Genomic DNA, 17,922 nt, shown 5'->3' with positions numbered 1-17,922 from the left:
ATGGACGCCGTCGTCTTCGGTAAGGGCCTTGTCCTCGGTGTCGCGATTGCAGCCCCGCTTGGGCCGATCGGCGCGCTCTGCATCAATCGGACGCTGGAGCGCGGCTTCTGGGCCGGCGTCGCCGGTGGTCTCGGGACGGCGCTTGCCGATGGCGCCTATGCAAGCCTGGCTGCGGCCGGCTTCACCGCGATGGGAGGGCTTTTGGCGTTCATCGAACTGCCGCTGCAGATCCTCGGTGGCCTGTTCCTACTTTATCTTGGATTGATCGGGATCAAGCCGCGCGGCGCCGTGGTCGCTGCCCGCGTCGAAGCGAGGGGCTTATTGACGACTACGGCGGCTACCTTCCTTCTGACTATCGCCAATCCGGCGACAATCCTGTCCTTCGCTGCCATCTTTGCGGGGCTGGGTCTCGCCGCCGGTGAGGGAGGGTTGTCGGCAGCACTTCTGGTCGCCGGCGTTTTCATCGGCTCGCTGGGCTGGTGGTTCTTCCTCAGCGGTTTGGTCAGCCTTCTGCGCTCACGATTGCCGCAAGGCTTTGTGGTCTGGGTGTCACGGACTTCCAGTGGAGTTCTGCTGCTGTTTGGCATCGTCTCGCTCGGCATGGCCGTCAAGGCGATCCTTTGAGGTTTGGCGCACGCTCGGCTTCGCCAGGTCAATCCCGCTTGATGCTCAACAGCACGTCCCACAGGTCAGCGCCGGTCTCGAAGGCTGACGCATTGGCCTTGAAGGAGATTTCGGTTTCCACCAGGGTCAGCATTTCCGTGGCGAGATCGACGTGCGTGCCTTCATCCACGGTCTGCGCCTGTGCAGATGTCACTGTAGCCGTCACTCCGCCCGCCGAACCGGTGGAAAAGTGCGTGTCGCGGCGATCGTAGCCCGCAGAGAGCGCGTTGGCGATATTGTCCGCCGTGGCCAAGAGCCTGCGCTGCTGGGCATACATCCCGGATGCGGCACTGTTGATTGCGGCGGTGATGGTCATCATGCGCTTTCCGGCTTTTCATCGACACGCGCAGTTTAGAGCGAAGACGTTAGAAAAGCTTGAAAGGGCAGTTGCGCCGAAATGGTACACCTGCGGATATTGGCCTGTTGTCTCCCGCCCGCGAGCGGGAGTTGTGTTGGTGTCTGTTACTCAGCTGCCGCTTGGGCGGCGACGCCACGGCGCATGTTTCGCCTCTGCTCTTCGCCGAGATAATGCATTTTCAGCATGTGGGCCGGGAACAGATCGGCTATCGCTTCGGCGGCAGTCAGCAGCTTGTCGAGGGGAACCGGCGCCTTGGGTGGCGCGAAGCGATCGAGGCTTGGCAGGAACCTGAAGAAATTCGCCCGCATCTCGGTGATGATGACCTTCATGAAGTCGCTGAATTCGTTCGGCTGCTGCTCGACACTGACAAGGTGGTTGTTCACCCTTGCAAGCACGGCCGATCCGTCTAGGGAAGCGTTCAGCGCTTCGAGATACATCCGGTTTTTGTAGTAGTCCCGGTGGATCATGGTTCGCAATGTACGGGCTTCCGGGGCGACATCGTCTCCAACGAGAAGACATGGCATGACCTTGTCCTGCAGGCCGGTTCTTTCCACGAAGGTTTTCATCGAACGTCCCGTGCCAACAAAGTCGACAAGCAAGGTGCGTTCGCCGAGCTTCGAGCGGAAATAGGACTCGAATTCCGCTGTGTCGGAATAGCACAGGGTGCGCGACATGCGAACGTACTCGGCAGGCGGCAAGCCATGGCGGGCAAAATGGGTGGATGACAGCAGGTGGATCAGCAGATTGCAGTCCCGCGCTGCGGCCATGACCTGGGTTGCGCCAAACATGTCGGCCTGGTGGCGAAGCCAGAAGGTGCCGATCAACATCAGGGGGATGTTGATGCTGACCTGTGCCTGCAGTGCGTTGCGCACCTGGGCATTGCGATGGAATGTCTGGAGCCGCGTCTCGCGCAGGGCATGGGCATAAGGGCCGAGGCTCGCTTCATGCAGGATTTCTTCGGTCCTGTCCCATTTCGAAAGGCTGACATAGGTTGCCGGGATGCCGAATTCGGCGGCTCCCTTGATGTCGGCATTCTGGTTGTCGCCGTAGTGAGCGCGCAGTTTGTATTCCTGCTTGATCGATGGCCAGATGATGCGGTGATGCTTGCCGTAGTTGCTCAGATAGACCTTGTTGTTCAGGCCGCATTTCTCGCGGACGACCCGTTCGACAAAGGACTGCGGCAAATACATGTCGGAGATGATGATGTCGTCCGGATTGACGAACGCCGTCACCTGTCTCATCGGGAAGAGGTTGTCCCATTCCTCGTCGAGCTCCATCAGCTTGACCATCTTGGCCTGGCTGTCGGTGAGCGTGTTTTCCTGAACCAGCAGGTCGTAGATGTCGTCGAGGCCATAGTTGCGGCGTCCGAACATGCTCATCTCGACAAGATGGCGGCGTGCAGCGAAGTTGGCGACACCGCTCTTTTCTTCGACACGGCGGAATATCTCAAGCGGTCCGAAGCAGCGGCGGGCCACCAGGGTATCGAACAGATCGAAGCTCTGGATGTGGCTATGGAGGTCGGAACCGTTCTCCGTCAGGATATGCCGCGTGGCCGTGGTCGCATAGTTGTCCCACGGGCTGATGAAATTGCCGCCAAGGCTGGGTATGCCGTTGCTGTCCATCTGGAATGACAATCGGCAGGTGGTCATGCCCTGAAGGTCGATGATCAAGAGGTCGTTGCCGTCGAGATCCCAATAGGCTTCGTTGGGATGATTGTATCCGACGATGAAGCCGTTCCGATGGAATACCAGCTTGTCGCTGATCGTCTGTCCTTTTGGCTCGGCGCGAAAATCGAAGGTGCGCGTCGTGAGCCACTCGACAGTCAGCAGCGGCATTGGCGTTTCGGCGGCAAGAGCCATGATAACCTCATACGAATCTCGATGGGGACAGTAATGCTGCCTGAAACTTGCGTATAACTGTTCCTTGTTTGTGGCTGGCTGGCATTGCAGCGCAAGTTGAACCGCGCCGGTCCGCAGGTGGGGCTTGCAGAAGACGATGACCGTTTCAGCGGAGGCCATGCCATACACGCAATCCAATAGGTTTTAAGCCGGCCCAAGGTTGAGAGAGACCTCAAGACGCTAAAGAGCGCCATCGGAGACGAGGGCGCTCTTTCAAGTTTGATGTCAGGCAAGTTACCTGAGACGCTAGTCCAGGGTGAATTCTTCCGCCTGGGGATTGTCCATCCGGTTGTAAACCATGTTGGGTGCGGAATTGATCCGGTTGAACTTGAGCGGCTCGCCCTTTTCCAGAACCACGATGCTGTCGTAGAAATGCACGCCCTGGACCTTGCGGAACAGGGAAAGAAGCTCCGGGTCGACATGTGGACCTGCCGGCGTCTTGCCGACGCCGATCGCGAATTTGGTGTGCTTCTCGTTGACCACGTCGATGATCTGCTTGGAGAATTCGATGAAGCTTTCAGGATTGCGCAGGCCGCCGCCCTGAACGCGCACATTCTTGTAGTAGCTGGTGTGCACATCCTCGCACCAGTAGATCCCGCCATCACGCAGCAAACCGTAGGTTTTCTGCAGCGTGACGATCTGGTGGACGTTATCATGGCTTCCGTCATCGATGATGATGTCGAAATAGCCTTCGCCGTAGATCCGGGCAATCTCGTCCCAGAAGGCAGTGCTGCCCTGGTCGCCCTGAATGACTTTCAGGAAGCTGGTGCCAGCGCTGCGCGGTGCGATATCGATGCCGACGATTTCCGTCTCGGCGCCGAAATACTTGTACCAGAGCTCGGCGCTGCCGCCGAACTGAACACCGACTTCCAAGATCCGCGGCGCGCGGTTTACAAACTTCCCGAACCACTTTTCATAGAGCGGAAGGTAATGCTCGAACTTGTCGCAAAGTGTTCCAAGTTGAAAAAACGTTTCTCTTAACGACACTTCACTACCTCGCTTGGTGATCTTGGCCTGCATCCGGTCAGGACTGTTGCGGGATTCGGAAACCGAGGTCAAGTGAAGGTCATCGCTCTGCCGGCTGGCCGATGCCGGTGGTCGTACCACCCGGAAATACTCTCGGTTGAAAAGGCGCTTTCCGCCTGGCGTCCGATCATCGAGGGGAAACCCCTGGTGCAACTATAGCACAAAAGCAGCCTCGATGGAGTCACGCCTGTCTTGACTGCCGACTGATCATATTGCGGCCATCGCGGCACGGTTCCCCCAAAGGGTGTCCGATGACGCGATGGCCCATGGCTGTGTCTCGTGCCGCTTACTCGGCCGCTTCCGCGTAGTCTTCCATCGGCGGGCAGGTGCAGACCAGGTTGCGGTCGCCATAGACATTGTCGACGCGGTTGACCGAAGACCAGTACTTGTCCACCCGGAAGGCGCCCGGCGGGTAGCAGGCCTGTTCGCGGCTATAGGGACGCGTCCACTCGCCGACCAGGTCTTCCACCGTATGCGGTGCATTCTTCAGCGGGTTGTTGGTCTTGTCCATGCGGCCGTCCTCGATGGCGCGGGCTTCCTCGCGGATCGCCAGCATGGCCTCGCAGAACCGGTCGATCTCGGCCTTGGTCTCCGATTCCGTTGGCTCGATCATAAGGGTTCCTGCCACCGGCCAGCTCATGGTCGGGGCGTGGAAGCCGCAGTCGATCAGGCGCTTGGCGACATCATCGACGCTGACGCCGGCCGAGACATTCAGCGGGCGGGTGTCGATGATGCATTCATGCGCCACGCGACCCGAGGCAGACGTGTAGAGCACGTCATAGGCGCCGGTCAGCTTTGCTGCGATGTAGTTGGCGTTGAGGATCGCCACCTTGGTCGCCTGGGTCAGGCCTTCGCCACCCATCATCAGGCAATAGGACCAGCTGATCGGCAGGATCGACGGCGAGCCATAGGGTGCCGCCGAAACCGCGCCCGGACGACCGTCGGTCGAGACATGGCCCGGAAGATAAGGTGCCAGATGCGCCTTGACGCCGATCGGGCCCATGCCCGGTCCGCCGCCGCCATGCGGAATGCAGAAGGTCTTGTGCAGGTTGAGGTGGGAAACGTCGGAGCCGATGTCGCCCGGACGGGCGACGCCGACCATGGCATTCATGTTGGCCCCGTCGAGATAGACCTGACCGCCATGCTGGTGGGTGATCTCGCAAATCTCGCGCACCGTTTCCTCGAACACGCCATGGGTCGAGGGATAGGTGATCATGCAGCAGGAGAGGTTTGCCGCATGATGCTCGGCCTTGGCGCGGAAGTCGTCGAGATCGACGTCGCCATTGTCCTTCGACTTGACCGGCACGACCAGCATGCCGACCATCTGGGCGGAGGCGGGGTTGGTGCCGTGCGCTGAGGTCGGGATCAGGCAGACGGTACGATGCCCGTCGCCCCGGGCGAGATGGTAGTTGCGGATTGTCAGCAGGCCGGCATATTCGCCCTGCGCACCCGAATTCGGCTGCATCGAGATCGCGTCATAGCCGGTGACGGCGCAGAGCTTTTCCGACAGGTCGTCGATCATCTCCTTGTAGCCGAGCGTCTGATCGGCCGGTGCAAAGGGATGGATGTCGGAAAATTCCGGCCAGGTGATCGGCAGCATTTCGGCTGTCGCATTCAGCTTCATCGTGCAGGAGCCGAGCGGGATCATCGCGCGGTCGAGCGCCAGGTCACGGTCGGAGAGCCGGCGGATGTAACGCGTCATCTCGCTTTCGGCGCGGTTCATGTGGAAGATCGGATGCGAGAGGTATTCGCTGGTGCGAAACAGATCGGTCGGCAGGCGGTAGTCAGCGTCGAAATCCGAAACCTCGAACTTGCCGCCAAAGGCGCGCCAGACAGCTTCAAGTGTTGCCGGGCGGGTGCGTTCGTCGAGCGCGATGCCAATCCGGGTTTCGCCGACCTTGCGTAGGTTGACGCCCTCGGCGACGGCAGCGCGCATCACGAGGCCCTGCATATGGCCAACTTCAACCGTGATCGTGTCGAAGAAGGTCTTGGGCTCAATCGTATAGCCGAGCTTTTCCAGACCCTTGGCAAGCAGTACGGTCTTGCGATGCACCTGTTGGGCGATCGCCTTCAGCCCCTGCGGTCCGTGGAAGACGGCATACATCGAGGCCATCACGGCGAGCAGGACCTGCGCGGTGCAGATGTTCGACGTCGCCTTTTCGCGGCGGATATGCTGTTCGCGGGTCTGCAGGCTGAGGCGGTAGGCGCGGTTGCCGCGTGCATCGACTGAGACGCCGACGAGGCGGCCGGGCATGGAGCGCTTGATCGCGTCCCTGACCGCCATATAGGCCGCGTGCGGGCCGCCGTAGCCGACCGGAACGCCGAAGCGCTGGGTCGAGCCGATGGCGATGTCGGCGCCCATTTCACCGGGAGATTTCAGGAGCAGCAGGGCGAGTGGATCTGCGGCGACAGCGGCGAGCGCACCTGTCTGGTGCAGGCGGGCGATCAGGCCGGAGAAATCGCGCACATGGCCATGGGTGCCCGGATACTGGAAGATCGCGCCGAAGACGTCCGTCGGATCGAGATCGGTATCTGGATTGCCGATGATGACCGTCCAGCCGAGCGGCTCGGCGCGGGTCTGGATGACCGCGATGGTCTGTGGGTGGCAGTTCTCGTCGACGAAGAAGGCGGTCGCCTTGGTCTTGGCGCTGCGCTGGCAGAGCGCCATGGCTTCGGCCGCAGCCGTCGCTTCATCGAGCAGAGAGGCGTTCGCCACGTCAAGCCCGGTCAGGTCGCAGACCATGGTCTGGAAGTTGAGGAGCGCTTCGAGGCGCCCCTGGCTGATTTCCGGCTGGTAGGGCGTATAGGCCGTGTACCAGGCCGGATTTTCCAGGATGTTGCGCTGGATGACCGGTGGCGTGATCGTGCCGTAGTAGCCCTGACCGATCAGCGAGGTCAGCGCCAGGTTCTTGTTCGCGGTCTCGCGCAGCTTGTCGAGGGCCTCGCGCTCGGTCATCGCCGCACCCCAGGTGAGCGGCACCTTCTGGCGGATCGAGCCGGGCACGGTGGCATCGATCAACTCGTCGAGCGAGTGATAACCGACGGTCTTCAGCATCTCGGTCATTTCGGCCGGCGAGGGGCCGATATGGCGGCGATTGGCGAAATCGTAAGGATCGTAGTCGGTAAACTGGAATTCGGTCGAGGTCGACATCAGGCGATCAGCTCCTTGTAGGCTGCTTCGTCGAGCAGGGCATCGGCGTCTGCCGGATTTGCAAGCTTCAGCTTGAAGAACCAGGCTGCACCTTCGGCATCGGAATTGACCAGCGACGGGTCATCGACGATCGCCTGGTTGAAGGCGGTGATTTCGCCGGCCAGCGGGCAGTAGACGTCGGACGCAGCCTTGACGCTTTCGACGGTCGCCGCAACGGCATCCTTGTCGAAGGTCGCGCCTTCTTCCGGCAATTCGACAAAGACCAGATCGCCGAGCTGGCCGGCGGCATGGGTGGTGATGCCGACCGTCGCAATGCCGTCCTCGATCTTCAGCCATTCGTGTTCAGCGGTGAATTTCAGCATGGTTTGTTCCTCTCGTATGGTTTGTTCAAAGGCTTGTTTTGGGATGGTTGCGCCTCATCCCCCTGCCGGAACCTTCGCCCGCAAGTGGGATGAAGCGGACAGAGCGGTTACCGCATTGGTCCTCTCTCCTTGAACGGGGAGAGGGTGGCGGCAGCCGGATGAGGGGCAGTCCAGCAATTCGTCGTCTCAGCGTTTGTAGGTCGGTGTAACAAAAGGCAGATCAGCCACCGTCATCGGCAGGTATTTGCCGCGAACTTCCGCAAAGATCTGGGTGCCGGATGCGGTGTAGGCCATCGGCAGCATCGCCATGGCCACAGGGCCCTCGACGGTCGGGCCGAAGGTGCCGGAGGCAACTGCGCCAATCTCGGTCTTGCCTTCCGCATCGGCAAAAAGCTTCGCGTGGCTGCGCACCGGCGCCTTGCCTTCAGGTTTCAGGCCGACGCGGCGGCGCGATGCGCCATGTTCCAGTTCGGCGAGGATACGGGTCGCGCCCGGGAAGCCGCCTTCGCGGGCACCGTTCTTGCGGCGGACCTTCTGGATGCCCCATTCGATGGCGCCTTCCATCGGGGTCGTGGTGGTGTCGATGTCGTTTCCATACAGACAGAGGCCTGCTTCCAGGCGCAATGAATCGCGGGCGCCAAGGCCGATCGGGGCGCAATGCGGATGCGACAAGAGTGCCTTGGCCAGCGCGACGGCCTTGTGGCTGGGAACGGAGATCTCGAAACCATCCTCGCCGGAGTAGCCTGAGCGCGACACGATGCAGTCGACGTCGAGCAAGGGGATCTCGCGGACATCCATGAATTTCATGCCCGAGACGCCGGCCCAGAGTTCGCCGAGCACCGATTCGGCGCGCGGCCCCTGCAGCGCCAGCAGTGCCCGGTCCTCGAGCAGTTCTACTGTGCAGCTATCCGACAGATGCGCCTTCATATGCGCAACGTCAGCGTCCTTGCAGGCCGCATTGACGACTACGAGCAGGTGGTCGCCGCGATTGGTGATCATCAGGTCGTCGAGAATGCCGCCTTCATCATTGGTGAAAAAACCGTAGCGCTGGCGGCCGGGCTTGAGGCCAAGAATGTCAACGGGAACAAGGGTTTCGAGCGCAAGGGCCGCATCCTCGACCTTGCCGGATTTCGGCGTCAGCACGACTTGTCCCATATGCGAGACATCGAACAGCCCGGCATCGGAACGGGTGAACAGGTGTTCCTTCAGCACGCCAGCCGGATATTGGACCGGCATGTCATAACCGGCGAACGGCACCATCTTGCCGCCAAGCGACAGGTGGAGATCGTAGAGGGGGGTGCGTTTCAGGGCGGCATTATCGTCCACGGTGCGTCTCCGGTGTCGCGCGTTCGCGCTTGCTCAAGTCTGGGCACAGTTGTGCCGGTGTCATGAGCCCCCTCTGTCCTTGTGCCTGAGATTGTTATCCCTTCGGCGCGATCTGCTTTGGAAACAGACCTCTCTCCAGAGTCCAGTCGACGCCTTGTGGTCCTTTTGCCTGAGAGTTTCCGGGGCGGTTGCTCCTTCGGCACCGGAGTGAACCGGTTTCTCCCAACAAGGTCGTGGTGGAGGCATTATCCGGCTGGAGGGTGACTTGGCAAGGGGATGTGTCGCGTCCGAGAAAATATTTGTCGTTGACGCGTCATGATTGCGCTGGCGCAAACAGGGGGCCATTTCCGTGGCTGCGCGGCATCTCGTCGCTTGGCACCGAGACAATGCCGCTGTAAAGCAGTCGTCGAAACGAGGAGCGCGATGAAGACGAAGTCACAGCTTATGGCAAGGATCCTGCGCATTTTCTGCGCCATGGTCTTCCTGTCGCTGGGATTTGCCCACAAACCGCCCCAGGCGATGGCGTCGCCATTTCTGTCTGCGTCCTATCAACTGCCGGATGGCAGTTTTGCCGATCTCTGCGTCAGCGATACGGCGGTCAAGCATGATATCGGCGGCACGGGCTGCGACGTCTGCCGTCTTCACTCCATGGCACTTTTGCCGACGCCCGATCATGATCATTGGCTGATAAGTGTCTTCCCAAGCCTCGTCGCCCGGCTGGAAAATACGGCGTCCCGTTTTGTCTTCAAGCCCGTCGAAAGACCGCGATCACGTGGACCGCCTGCATTCGCCTGATCGCATTTGCCGACGACCGTTGATCAGAAGACATGCCGCGTGCACCGCAGAGACGGGCCGTGGCCAGGAGACACATCATGAAAACCCAGTTCATTATCGCAACCGCCGTGTTGACGCTTGCTTCCTCCACGGCGGCACTGGCACATGCCACATTCGCCAATGTACCGGTCAAGCTCGGCTCCTATGTCGCGGCCACCCTGCAGGTGCCCCATGGTTGTGACGGCAAGGCGACGAATGAAGTTCGGATCAAACTGCCGGAAGGGTTCATTTCAGCCAAGCCGCAGCCCAAGGCCGGCTGGGAACTGGAAATCATCACCGGCGACTACCAGAATTCGTATGACAATCACGGCAAGGCTGTCACCTCCGGTCCGGTCGAGATCCGCTTCAAGAACGGCAATCTGCCGGACGAGTTCTACGACACGTTCACTGTATACGGAAAGGTTGCTGCGGCTGATCCGGCAACCGGACTGGCGTTTCCGACCGTGCAGCTGTGCGGCGCCGACGCTACCGTTGCCTGGACCGATATTGCGGCTGCCGGTCAGGATCCGCATGATTTGAAGAGCCCAGCACCGGTTCTCAAGATCGCGGCGGCCGAGGGCGCCGATGAACATGCCGGTCATGGTGCTCCGGCAGCGGGCGGCCATGCGGCGGGGCATGCTGGGCACGACGCGCATGCGGGACATGGCGATCATGCCGCTGCCGTCAATCCGGGTGGCTTCGAGGCGGTGACCGTCGGCGATCTGGAGCTGACGGGCGGGTTCACAAAGGCAATGTTGCCCGGCCAGCCGGTCGGCGGTGGTTTCGTCACCATCACCAACAAGGGAAGCCAGGATGACGTTCTGATCTCCGCCACGTCGCCGACAGCAGGCGAAGTTCAGCTCCACGAAATGGCCATGGTCAACGATGTGATGAAGATGCGGCAGCTTCCGGAAGGGATCACTATCCCGGCCGGCCAGTCGGTGGAGCTCAAGCCGGGCGGTCTGCACCTGATGTTCTTCAAGATCAGCGAGCCCTTCAAGGAAGGTGCTATGGTCAATGTGACGCTGAACTTCCAGAAGGCGGGCAGCGTCGAGATCGCATTGCCGATCGGACCGGCCAAATCCAACTAGGTCAAGCCCTGGCGACGAAGGGCGACCGAGCCACAAAAAGCAAACCGCGGCCAATCATTGGCCGCGGTTTTGCAACGGGGTGGAAAAGAGTTCCTGTCAGGCGACAGAACTCCGATAAGCTGAGATTGTTTCCTTCAGCGTTGCCTGCTCCAATTTCTGCTGACTAGCCGTCAGAAAATAGAGTGCAAGTGCCGGTGGTTGGACAATGCTGACCATTGCCCTCAGCTTGAAATCTTCGCCTTTCGCCGCTTTTTCAGCCAAAAGACGGGTGATTTCCTCCGCATGGGTGGATCCGGTCACCCGCTGCTGCGGCTTGATCGGCTCCATCGCATAGGCGGCGGTGGTAGCAGAAACTGTCACGACCTGTGTCATGGGTTACATCCAGATATTACTTTACCACTTGATCATAAAGCACGGATATCTCTGCATCTTTAAATCGAATGACGTGTTTTTAATAAAATGCCGGAGGTTGAATTCCTCGCGCTATATGCATCGAAATGACCGTATTTGTGCTAGATCAACAGGTGCGGCGCACCGGTCTGGTAGAAGGGCAATCATCATTATGGCGCCCCATCTGGCGCAGGCGGGAGGGTGGAATGATTGTTCTGGTCGGTTATGTCAGCATCGAGGGACAGACGCGAAAGATCGCGGAGGCGGTTGCCGCGGAGCTTGAAAAGCGTGGTGACCGCGCCTTGTTGTTCAATGTCGGGGAGATGGTCGAGTATGGGGTTGATCATCCGCAGGCTGCGATCCTTTGCGCGCCGGTGCATTCCGGCCGTTACCCGGATCCCTTTGTTGCGTTCGTCAGTCGCGAGGCCGAGTGGCTGAAATCGGTCCCGACTGCCTTTGTCTCCGTTTCGCTGCTGATCCGAAGTGAGTTTGAGGAAGAGCGGCTGGAGGCGCAGCATTTCGCCGACAGCCTTTTTGCGCAAACGCATTGGCAGCCCGGGATGGTACATCATGCGGCCGGTGCGCTGCGCTACAGCGAATATGATTTCTTCAAGCGCTGGATGATGCGACGCATGGCGGCGCGCGAGAGAGCGCCGACCGACGTCAGCCAGAACCATGAATTTACCGACTGGACTGAGCTTGCCACGTTCACTACAGAATTTGTGAAAGCGGCCGCACGATAGTCCCTAGGCTTTCGGCACGTCCGGCGGCTGCCTCGTGACTGGAGTTTGTGGATGTATCATGTGGTTCTGGTCGCCATCGGCGGCGCTATCGGCTCGGCCCTGCGCTATCTTACCGGGATTGCCGCGTTGCGGATGATGGGTCCCAATTTCCCTTGGGGTACGCTGACCGTCAACGTCGTCGGCTCGTTTGCGATCGGCATCCTGTCGCATGTCATCATGGCGCGCTTCGGTGCTTCCGAAGCCTTGCGCCTGTTGATGATCACCGGCGTTCTCGGCGGGTTCACCACGTTTTCAGCGTTCACGCTGGATGCTATCGTGCTGGCCGAGCGCGGTGCCGTCGTGATGCCGCTTGTCTACGTCCTGGCCAGTGTCACACTGTCGATCGGAGCAGCCCTGCTCGGTCTCGGTCTTGCCCGCAGCTTCGCCTAACCGGTTTTCCTGTTTCCATATTGGGGCGAAATGCTCTAAAGCGCTCATAAAAAGGCGCAGGCAGGGCCTGTTGCGAAAAAGAAAGACCAAACGAACATGGCAGGCATCGAACATATCACCGTGGCAGCCGACGAGGCCGGCATGCGCCTGGACCGTTGGTTCAAGGTGCATTTCCCGGGGCTCGGATTCGGCCCGCTGCAGAAACTTCTGCGCTCCGGTCAGGTGCGCGTCGATGGCGGCCGGGTGAAGACCGATGCACGCGTGCAGCCGGGGCAGGTGGTGCGTGTGCCGCCGCTCGACGTCGACCTGAAGGGCAAGTCCGGTCCGATCGGTTCGCACGATCTCAAACATTCCGAAGACAGCGAACTGCTGTCACGCATGCTGCTGCATGAAGACGAAAAGGTCATCGTGCTCAACAAGCCGGCCGGTCTTGCCGTGCAGGGCGGTTCCGGCTTGGTGCGTCATATCGACAAGATGCTCGAAGCCTGGACCAGCAAGAAGGGCGAGAAGCCGCGCCTTGTCCATCGCCTCGACCGTGATACGTCCGGTGTGCTCGTGGTCGCCAAGACGCGCGGCGCGGCACAGAAGCTGACCGCCGCTTTCCGCGAGCGCGATACGAAGAAGACCTATTGGGCCCTGGTCAAGGGCGTGCCGCGCAAGCAGAGCGACAAGATTTCGACCTGGCTGGTCAAGGACCAGACGGACGAGGGCGACCGCATGCGGGTCTGCAAGCATGGCGAGGACGGCGCCGATCACGCGATTTCCTACTACCGTGTGCTGGAGACGGCTGCCCATACCTTCGCCTGGCTGGAGATGGAGCCCTATACCGGTCGCACGCACCAGTTGCGCGTCCATGCCCTTTATATGGGGCACCCGATCATCGGTGATCCGAAGTATTTCGATGACGACCATAACTGGGACTTCCCCGGGGGGGTGCAGAAGCGCCTCCATCTTCATGCACGGCACATCGACATCCCGCATCCGAACGGCGGACGTCTGAAAATTACGGCGCCGTTGCCGCCGCACATGGTCCAGACCTGGAACCTGTTCGGCTTCGACATGGCATCGGGTGAGCGGGAAGACGAGGAATGAAGCTGGTTCTGTTCGATTGCGACGGCACGCTGGTCGACAGCGCCGGGCTGATCCATGAAGTGATGCGACGGACATTTCTTCATTTCGGCAAGCGCGAACCGGATGTTGCGGAAACCAAGGCGATCATCGGCCTGACGCTCGACATTGCCATTGCTCGCATGGACGGCAAGCCGCATGCGGATGACGAGGCGGTCGACATGGCGACCTATTACAAGTCGATCTTTGGCGATGTCCGTCGGGACAGCGGCTTTGAAGAGCCCTTGTTTGACGGTATCCATGGCGTGATCGAAACGCTGGCGGCACGAGACGATGTAGTCCTGGGCGCGGTCACGGGAAAGTCGCGGCGTGGATTGGCCATGGTCCTGGAGGGGCATGGCTTTGCCCCGCATTTCCGGTTCTGCCGCACCGCGGATGACTGCCCGTCGAAGCCGCATCCGGCCATGGTGACGGAATGCTGCGACCAGTCGGGAATTGCGCCGTCTGAAACGATCGTCATCGGCGATGCCGTCTTCGACATGCAGATGGCTAAGGCTGCCGGTGCCACCGCTATCGGCGTTTCCTGGGGCTACGCATCTGTCGATGAATTGTGGAAGGCCGGTGCCGACGCCGTTGTCGACCACCCTGCCGATCTTCTCGCCTATATCCACTGAGGGCCTCTAGATGCGTGACGAACTCAGCAACATTTCCGGCACCTTCATGCCCGAGCACAGCGATGCCGATCCCGTGCGCCGCGCCCAGATCCAGATGAAGCGGCCGCTGCCGAAGCGCTTTTACTCCGCCGTATCGATTGCAGCCGACGGGAACGGATTTGCGATCCATCTCGATGGCAAGCCGGTGAAGACCCCCGCCAAGAATACGCTGTGTTTGCCAACGCGCGAGGCGGCGGAACTGGTCGCTGCGGAATGGGCCGCACAGGGTCAGGTTATTGATCCGGGCACGATGCCGGTTACCAAGCTTGCCAATACCGCGATCGATGCCGTGAGCGCGAACCTGTCGGAAGTCTTCGACGAGATCGTGCGTTTTGCCGGCAGCGACCTGCTTTGCTACCGTGCTGACAGCCCGCAGGAACTGGTCGACCGCCAGGCCGGCCGCTGGGATCCGGTGCTCGCCTGGGTGGCGGAAGTCCATCATGCCCGGTTCATCCTGGCGGAGGGCGTGATCCATCAGGAACAGCCCGGCCATGCGCTGCAAGCTTATGCGGCGGCGCTGGAGCGCTACCGTGAAGCTTTCCGCCTTTCGTGCTTGCATGTGGTCACGACGCTTGCCGGATCATCGATCCTTGCGCTTGCCTTCGCAGAGGGTGCCTACGACCTCGACACCGTCTGGAGCCTGGCGCATCTCGACGAGGATTGGACGATCGAGCACTGGGGAAGCGATGAAGAGGCTGAGGCGCGTCGCGAGGCGCGCTACGGTGAAATAGCTGCGGCCGCTTCGCTGTTTGCTGCCCTCCGTAGCCAGGATTAACCAAGGGCTAACCATAATCGACCAATGCTCGGAGCGGGTTAGAATCACCGCGTCGGGGTTGTCCAGATGGTTGCTCGCAGTTTTCGCATCGCTTTTGCGCTCGGGCTCCTTCTCGTGCTGTCGGCGTGTGCACATTCCAATGAACGCGGCATTGACAGGCCGCTGGTCTACTACGTGCGCGACGTTACCGTCATGGCTGACGCAAGCGTTCCCCTTGATCTGGTGAGGGGCATCGATCGGCGCGTTGCGGCGGCGATTTCCTCGACACGGCCGCCGGCAGGCGCCGAGCGTGTCGTGCTGCTGGTCAAGATCGACAAGTTCGGTGCGGGGGCAAATGCCCGGCGTTACTTCGAGCAGGTGCGGTTTACCGTGACGGCTGCTTCCGTTGAGACCGGTGAGCCTGTTGCGGCAGGAAACTTTACCGTCAATAGCCCGACCAATGATCCCCGCTTTGGCCGCGAGCCATTGGCCGAAGAAATTGCAGCCCGCATCCGTTTTGCCTTTTCGCTGACCGTGCCACGGATCAGGACGACGCGTCCGCCGCGGACGATGTCGACCCGCTTTGCAACCGATCCAGCACCTGTTGAGGCGGTTGTTACGATGCCGAAGCCAGTGCGCGCTGCAGCACCGGTCACCGTGACCAAGCCGGCGCCTGTGGTGCAGCCTGCGCCCGTTGCTGTTCCGGCCGAGATGGTTGCGCCGGTGATTGCCGCTCCCGTGGTGCAGCCGGCAAAGGCAAGGGCCAAGGATGCCCCGGCTCAAGGTGGTCCGGTGGAGCAGGGAGCCAGCGGATCTGTGCGGCTTGACGGGAGCTGCGATCCGGCAACGGATGCCGGGTGCCTTGCGCCGAAGCCCTGACAGCTGATCTGTTTTCGCGATCATGATTTCCGGCAATTGCCTTCGATGCGTCTACGGTCTCGATTGACTTGCCGCGAGGCACCGCCTAATCCTTTCGACTGGATGGTTTCCGGGCGACAGAAGTGTTGCCTGGAAAGCAAAAGGGAATGCGGAGGCAGGGATCCAGACCGGGACTGCCAAACGCAGCCGACCCCGCGACTGTAGAGCAGCGAGGGTCTTCCATCCGGTTTTGTGCCGAAGTCATGACGGGTCGCGCGGTGCGATCGATGCCGGAGGTCTTGAACCGGAAAAGCCACTGGGGTGGCAGCGCGATCAGCCGGGGTGGGACGCCTCTATATCTACGAATCGTCCGCCTTTTCGCGACTGCCGACAAGCCCTGGGAAGGTAAGGAAGATCCGTTGGCGTTTTTTCGCCGGCAGCTGCGAGCCAGGAGACCTGCCGTCCGTGACGGGCCGTTGTGGCCCAATTTATGGGGAGAGATCCCCGGCGCCAGCACGGAGGTTGTCGTGGCGACGTTTGCATGTGGCGGGACCTCTCGGTCGCGCAAGGCGGCGCATCCGGATCGGGATGCGGGTCGGTTCGATTTGGTTGGCGACGGCGTTCTGCCGGTGGCGCCTCGTTGTTGCTCCGGTTTTGCGGAGCGTGGCTGACTGATGCAGTCCATTCATTCCCCTGTTTTTGTCCTGGGTGGCGCCCGTTCGGGCAAGTCGCGGTTTGCTGAGCAGGTCTGCCGCGACAGCGGCCTTGCGCTTAACTACCTCGCGACCTGCCGTGCCTGGGATGACGAGATGGGCGCACGCATCGAGGCCCACAAGCAGGATCGCGCCAGCCACGGCTGGAGCACGCACGAAGAGCCGCTTGATCTTGTCGGATCACTCGTGGCGATCGACGATCCTGGCCGGGTGGTACTGGTCGATTGCCTGACGCTCTGGGTCACCAATCTGATGATGCAGGAGGGGCGTGATATAGCTGCAGAGAGCGGCGCACTCGCTGACCTGCTGCCGTCGCTCAAAGCCCGTATCGTTCTTGTTTCCAATGAAGTCGGTCTCGGCATTGTGCCGGAGAATGGAATGGCGCGCGCTTTTCGCGATCATGCCGGCCGGCTGCACCAGCTCATCGCGGCAAAGGCTGCGGAAGTATATTTCGTCGCGGCCGGTTTGCCGCTGAAAATGAAGGGTTGAACCATGTTGCAGCAGAAAATTCCCGCCACCGTGATTACCGGCTTCCTCGGCGCCGGCAAGACCACGATCATCCGCAACATGCTGATGAATGCTGGTGGCAAGAAGATCGCGCTGATCATCAATGAATTTGGCGATCTGGGTGTCGACGGCGATGTTTTGAAGGGCTGCGGCGCCGACAATTGCACCGAAGACGATATCATCGAGCTGACCAATGGCTGTATCTGCTGCACGGTCGCCGACGATTTCATTCCGACGATGCAAAAGCTCCTGGAACGCGACGTGAAACCCGATCACATCGTGATCGAGACTTCCGGCCTTGCGCTTCCCCAGCCGTTGGTCGCCGCCTTCAACTGGCCGGATATCCGCACCCGCGTCACCGTTGATGGCGTTATCACCGTCGTCGACAGCGCAGCCGTTGCCGCCGGTCGTTTTGCCGATGACCACGACAAGGTGGATGCGGCAAGGGCGGAAGATGAAAGCCTCGACCACGAGAGCGCCATCGAGGAACTGTTCGAGGACCAGCTCACCTGCGCCGACCTGATCGTGCTCAACAAGACCGATCTGCTCGACGCTGCCGGCATCTCTGCGGTGCGCGCGGAGGTGACGGGCCGTACACAGCGCAAGCCATCGATTGTCGAAGCGCGCAATGGCGAAGTCTCGTCGCTTGTGTTGCTGGGTCTCGGTGCCGGCACCGAGGACGATATCGACAATCGCAAGTCGCATCACGAGCTGGAGCATGAGGCGCTGCACGAGAGCGGTGCCGACCATGACCATCATCACGACCACGACGAGTTCGAAAGCTTCGTGCTCAAGCTTGGCGCGATTGCCGATCCGACAAGCTTCGTCGATCGCCTGAAGCCGGTGATTGAGGCCCACGACATCCTGCGCCTCAAAGGCTTTATCGACGTGCCCGGCAAGCCGATGCGCCTCGTCATTCAGGCGGTCGGCACGCGGATCGACACCTATTTCGACCGGCCATGGACGTCGGGCGAAAAGCGCGAGACCCGCCTCGTCGTCATCGGCCTGCATGAATGGGACTTTGGCGCGGTTGTCGAAGCAGTTCAGGCGGCTGCCTGA

At 60.7% G+C, this 17,922-nt stretch carries 18 protein-coding genes and 2 riboswitches; of the genes, 11 read left to right on the top strand and 7 right to left on the bottom strand.

What is annotated here, in order from left to right:
* Window positions 1-624 (top strand): LysE family translocator, encoded by a 624-nt coding sequence (locus tag IM739_RS13595; protein WP_237368252.1) that lies wholly within the window; start codon window positions 1-3, stop codon window positions 622-624.
* 28 nt (window positions 625-652) lie between these two features.
* On the opposite strand, the gene IM739_RS13590 is transcribed toward IM739_RS13595, so the two are convergent.
* From IM739_RS13590 to gcvT, 6 genes are all read right to left on the bottom strand, one after another.
* On the bottom strand, window positions 653-982 hold the full coding sequence (locus tag IM739_RS13590) for a flagellar basal body protein (protein WP_237368251.1): 330 nt from the start codon (window positions 980-982) through the stop codon (window positions 653-655).
* Between the two features lie 143 nt (window positions 983-1,125).
* On the bottom strand, window positions 1,126-2,880 hold the full coding sequence (locus tag IM739_RS13585; protein WP_237368250.1) for a hypothetical protein: 1,755 nt from the start codon (window positions 2,878-2,880) through the stop codon (window positions 1,126-1,128).
* A gap of 285 nt (window positions 2,881-3,165) precedes the next feature.
* The gene (locus IM739_RS13580) at window positions 3,166-3,792 is read right to left on the bottom strand and encodes a class I SAM-dependent methyltransferase (RefSeq protein WP_237368249.1); all 627 of its coding nucleotides are present in this window, start codon (window positions 3,790-3,792) and stop codon (window positions 3,166-3,168) included.
* Window positions 3,793-4,231: 439 nt separating this feature from the next.
* Window positions 4,232-7,096, bottom strand: coding sequence for an aminomethyl-transferring glycine dehydrogenase (gene gcvP / locus IM739_RS13575; protein WP_237368248.1), 2,865 nt, complete (start codon window positions 7,094-7,096; stop codon window positions 4,232-4,234).
* Window positions 7,096-7,458 (bottom strand): glycine cleavage system protein GcvH, encoded by a 363-nt coding sequence (gene gcvH, locus IM739_RS13570; RefSeq protein ID WP_007601882.1) that lies wholly within the window; start codon window positions 7,456-7,458, stop codon window positions 7,096-7,098. The genes gcvP and gcvH overlap by 1 nt, the downstream gene beginning before the upstream one ends.
* A 186-nt stretch (window positions 7,459-7,644) precedes the next feature.
* Window positions 7,645-8,784, bottom strand: a complete 1,140-nt coding sequence (gene gcvT / locus IM739_RS13565; protein ID WP_237368247.1) for a glycine cleavage system aminomethyltransferase GcvT — start codon at window positions 8,782-8,784, stop codon at window positions 7,645-7,647.
* 147 nt (window positions 8,785-8,931) lie between these two features.
* A riboswitch (glycine riboswitch) is annotated at window positions 8,932-9,019 on the bottom strand.
* Window positions 9,020-9,207: 188 nt separating this feature from the next.
* Here gcvT and IM739_RS13560 point away from each other — a divergent pair.
* Both IM739_RS13560 and IM739_RS13555 read left to right on the top strand, forming a co-directional pair.
* A complete protein-coding gene (locus IM739_RS13560; RefSeq protein WP_237368246.1) occupies window positions 9,208-9,579 on the top strand; it encodes a hypothetical protein in 372 nt (123 codons plus the stop codon).
* Between the two features lie 77 nt (window positions 9,580-9,656).
* Window positions 9,657-10,688: a copper chaperone PCu(A)C gene (locus IM739_RS13555; RefSeq protein ID WP_237368245.1), complete on the top strand. Its 1,032-nt coding sequence runs from the start codon at window positions 9,657-9,659 to the stop codon at window positions 10,686-10,688.
* 96 nt (window positions 10,689-10,784) lie between these two features.
* On the opposite strand, the gene IM739_RS13550 is transcribed toward IM739_RS13555, so the two are convergent.
* The gene (locus IM739_RS13550) at window positions 10,785-11,060 is read right to left on the bottom strand and encodes a hypothetical protein (RefSeq protein WP_237368244.1); all 276 of its coding nucleotides are present in this window, start codon (window positions 11,058-11,060) and stop codon (window positions 10,785-10,787) included.
* 125 nt (window positions 11,061-11,185) lie between these two features.
* Here IM739_RS13550 and IM739_RS13545 point away from each other — a divergent pair, with 125 nt between their 5' ends.
* The 8 genes from IM739_RS13545 (at window position 11,186) to cobW (ending at window position 17,922) form a co-directional block, all read left to right on the top strand.
* On the top strand, window positions 11,186-11,821 hold the full coding sequence (locus tag IM739_RS13545; RefSeq protein ID WP_237368243.1) for a flavodoxin domain-containing protein: 636 nt from the start codon (window positions 11,186-11,188) through the stop codon (window positions 11,819-11,821).
* A 51-nt stretch (window positions 11,822-11,872) separates the two neighbouring features.
* Window positions 11,873-12,250: a fluoride efflux transporter CrcB gene (gene crcB, locus IM739_RS13540; RefSeq protein WP_237368242.1), complete on the top strand. Its 378-nt coding sequence runs from the start codon at window positions 11,873-11,875 to the stop codon at window positions 12,248-12,250.
* Window positions 12,251-12,346: 96 nt separating this feature from the next.
* Complete coding sequence (locus IM739_RS13535) at window positions 12,347-13,342, top strand: RluA family pseudouridine synthase (protein WP_237368241.1); 996 nt, start codon at window positions 12,347-12,349, stop codon at window positions 13,340-13,342.
* Window positions 13,339-13,992, top strand: coding sequence for an HAD-IA family hydrolase (locus IM739_RS13530; protein ID WP_237368240.1), 654 nt, complete (start codon window positions 13,339-13,341; stop codon window positions 13,990-13,992). The genes IM739_RS13535 and IM739_RS13530 overlap by 4 nt, the downstream gene beginning before the upstream one ends.
* 10 nt (window positions 13,993-14,002) lie before the next feature.
* Window positions 14,003-14,806 carry an ATP12 family chaperone protein gene (locus IM739_RS13525; protein WP_237368239.1) on the top strand — a complete coding sequence of 268 codons (804 nt, stop codon included), beginning with the start codon at window positions 14,003-14,005 and terminating at the stop codon, window positions 14,804-14,806.
* A gap of 66 nt (window positions 14,807-14,872) precedes the next feature.
* Window positions 14,873-15,664, top strand: a complete 792-nt coding sequence (locus tag IM739_RS13520) for a hypothetical protein (RefSeq protein WP_237368238.1) — start codon at window positions 14,873-14,875, stop codon at window positions 15,662-15,664.
* Between the two features lie 86 nt (window positions 15,665-15,750).
* Window positions 15,751-16,121: riboswitch (cobalamin riboswitch) on the top strand.
* 196 nt (window positions 16,122-16,317) lie between these two features.
* Window positions 16,318-16,845, top strand: coding sequence for a bifunctional adenosylcobinamide kinase/adenosylcobinamide-phosphate guanylyltransferase (gene cobU / locus IM739_RS13515; RefSeq protein ID WP_237368237.1), 528 nt, complete (start codon window positions 16,318-16,320; stop codon window positions 16,843-16,845).
* Window positions 16,846-16,848: 3 nt separating this feature from the next.
* Complete coding sequence (gene cobW / locus IM739_RS13510) at window positions 16,849-17,922, top strand: cobalamin biosynthesis protein CobW (protein WP_237368236.1); 1,074 nt, start codon at window positions 16,849-16,851, stop codon at window positions 17,920-17,922.

Origin of the sequence: Rhizobium sp. SL42 (assembly GCF_021729845.1) — a bacterium.
Classification (GTDB): Bacteria; Pseudomonadota; Alphaproteobacteria; order Rhizobiales; family Rhizobiaceae; genus Allorhizobium.
The sequence above is the reverse complement of the archived record's forward strand: the minus strand, read 5'-3'. Positions and strand labels throughout refer to the sequence as shown.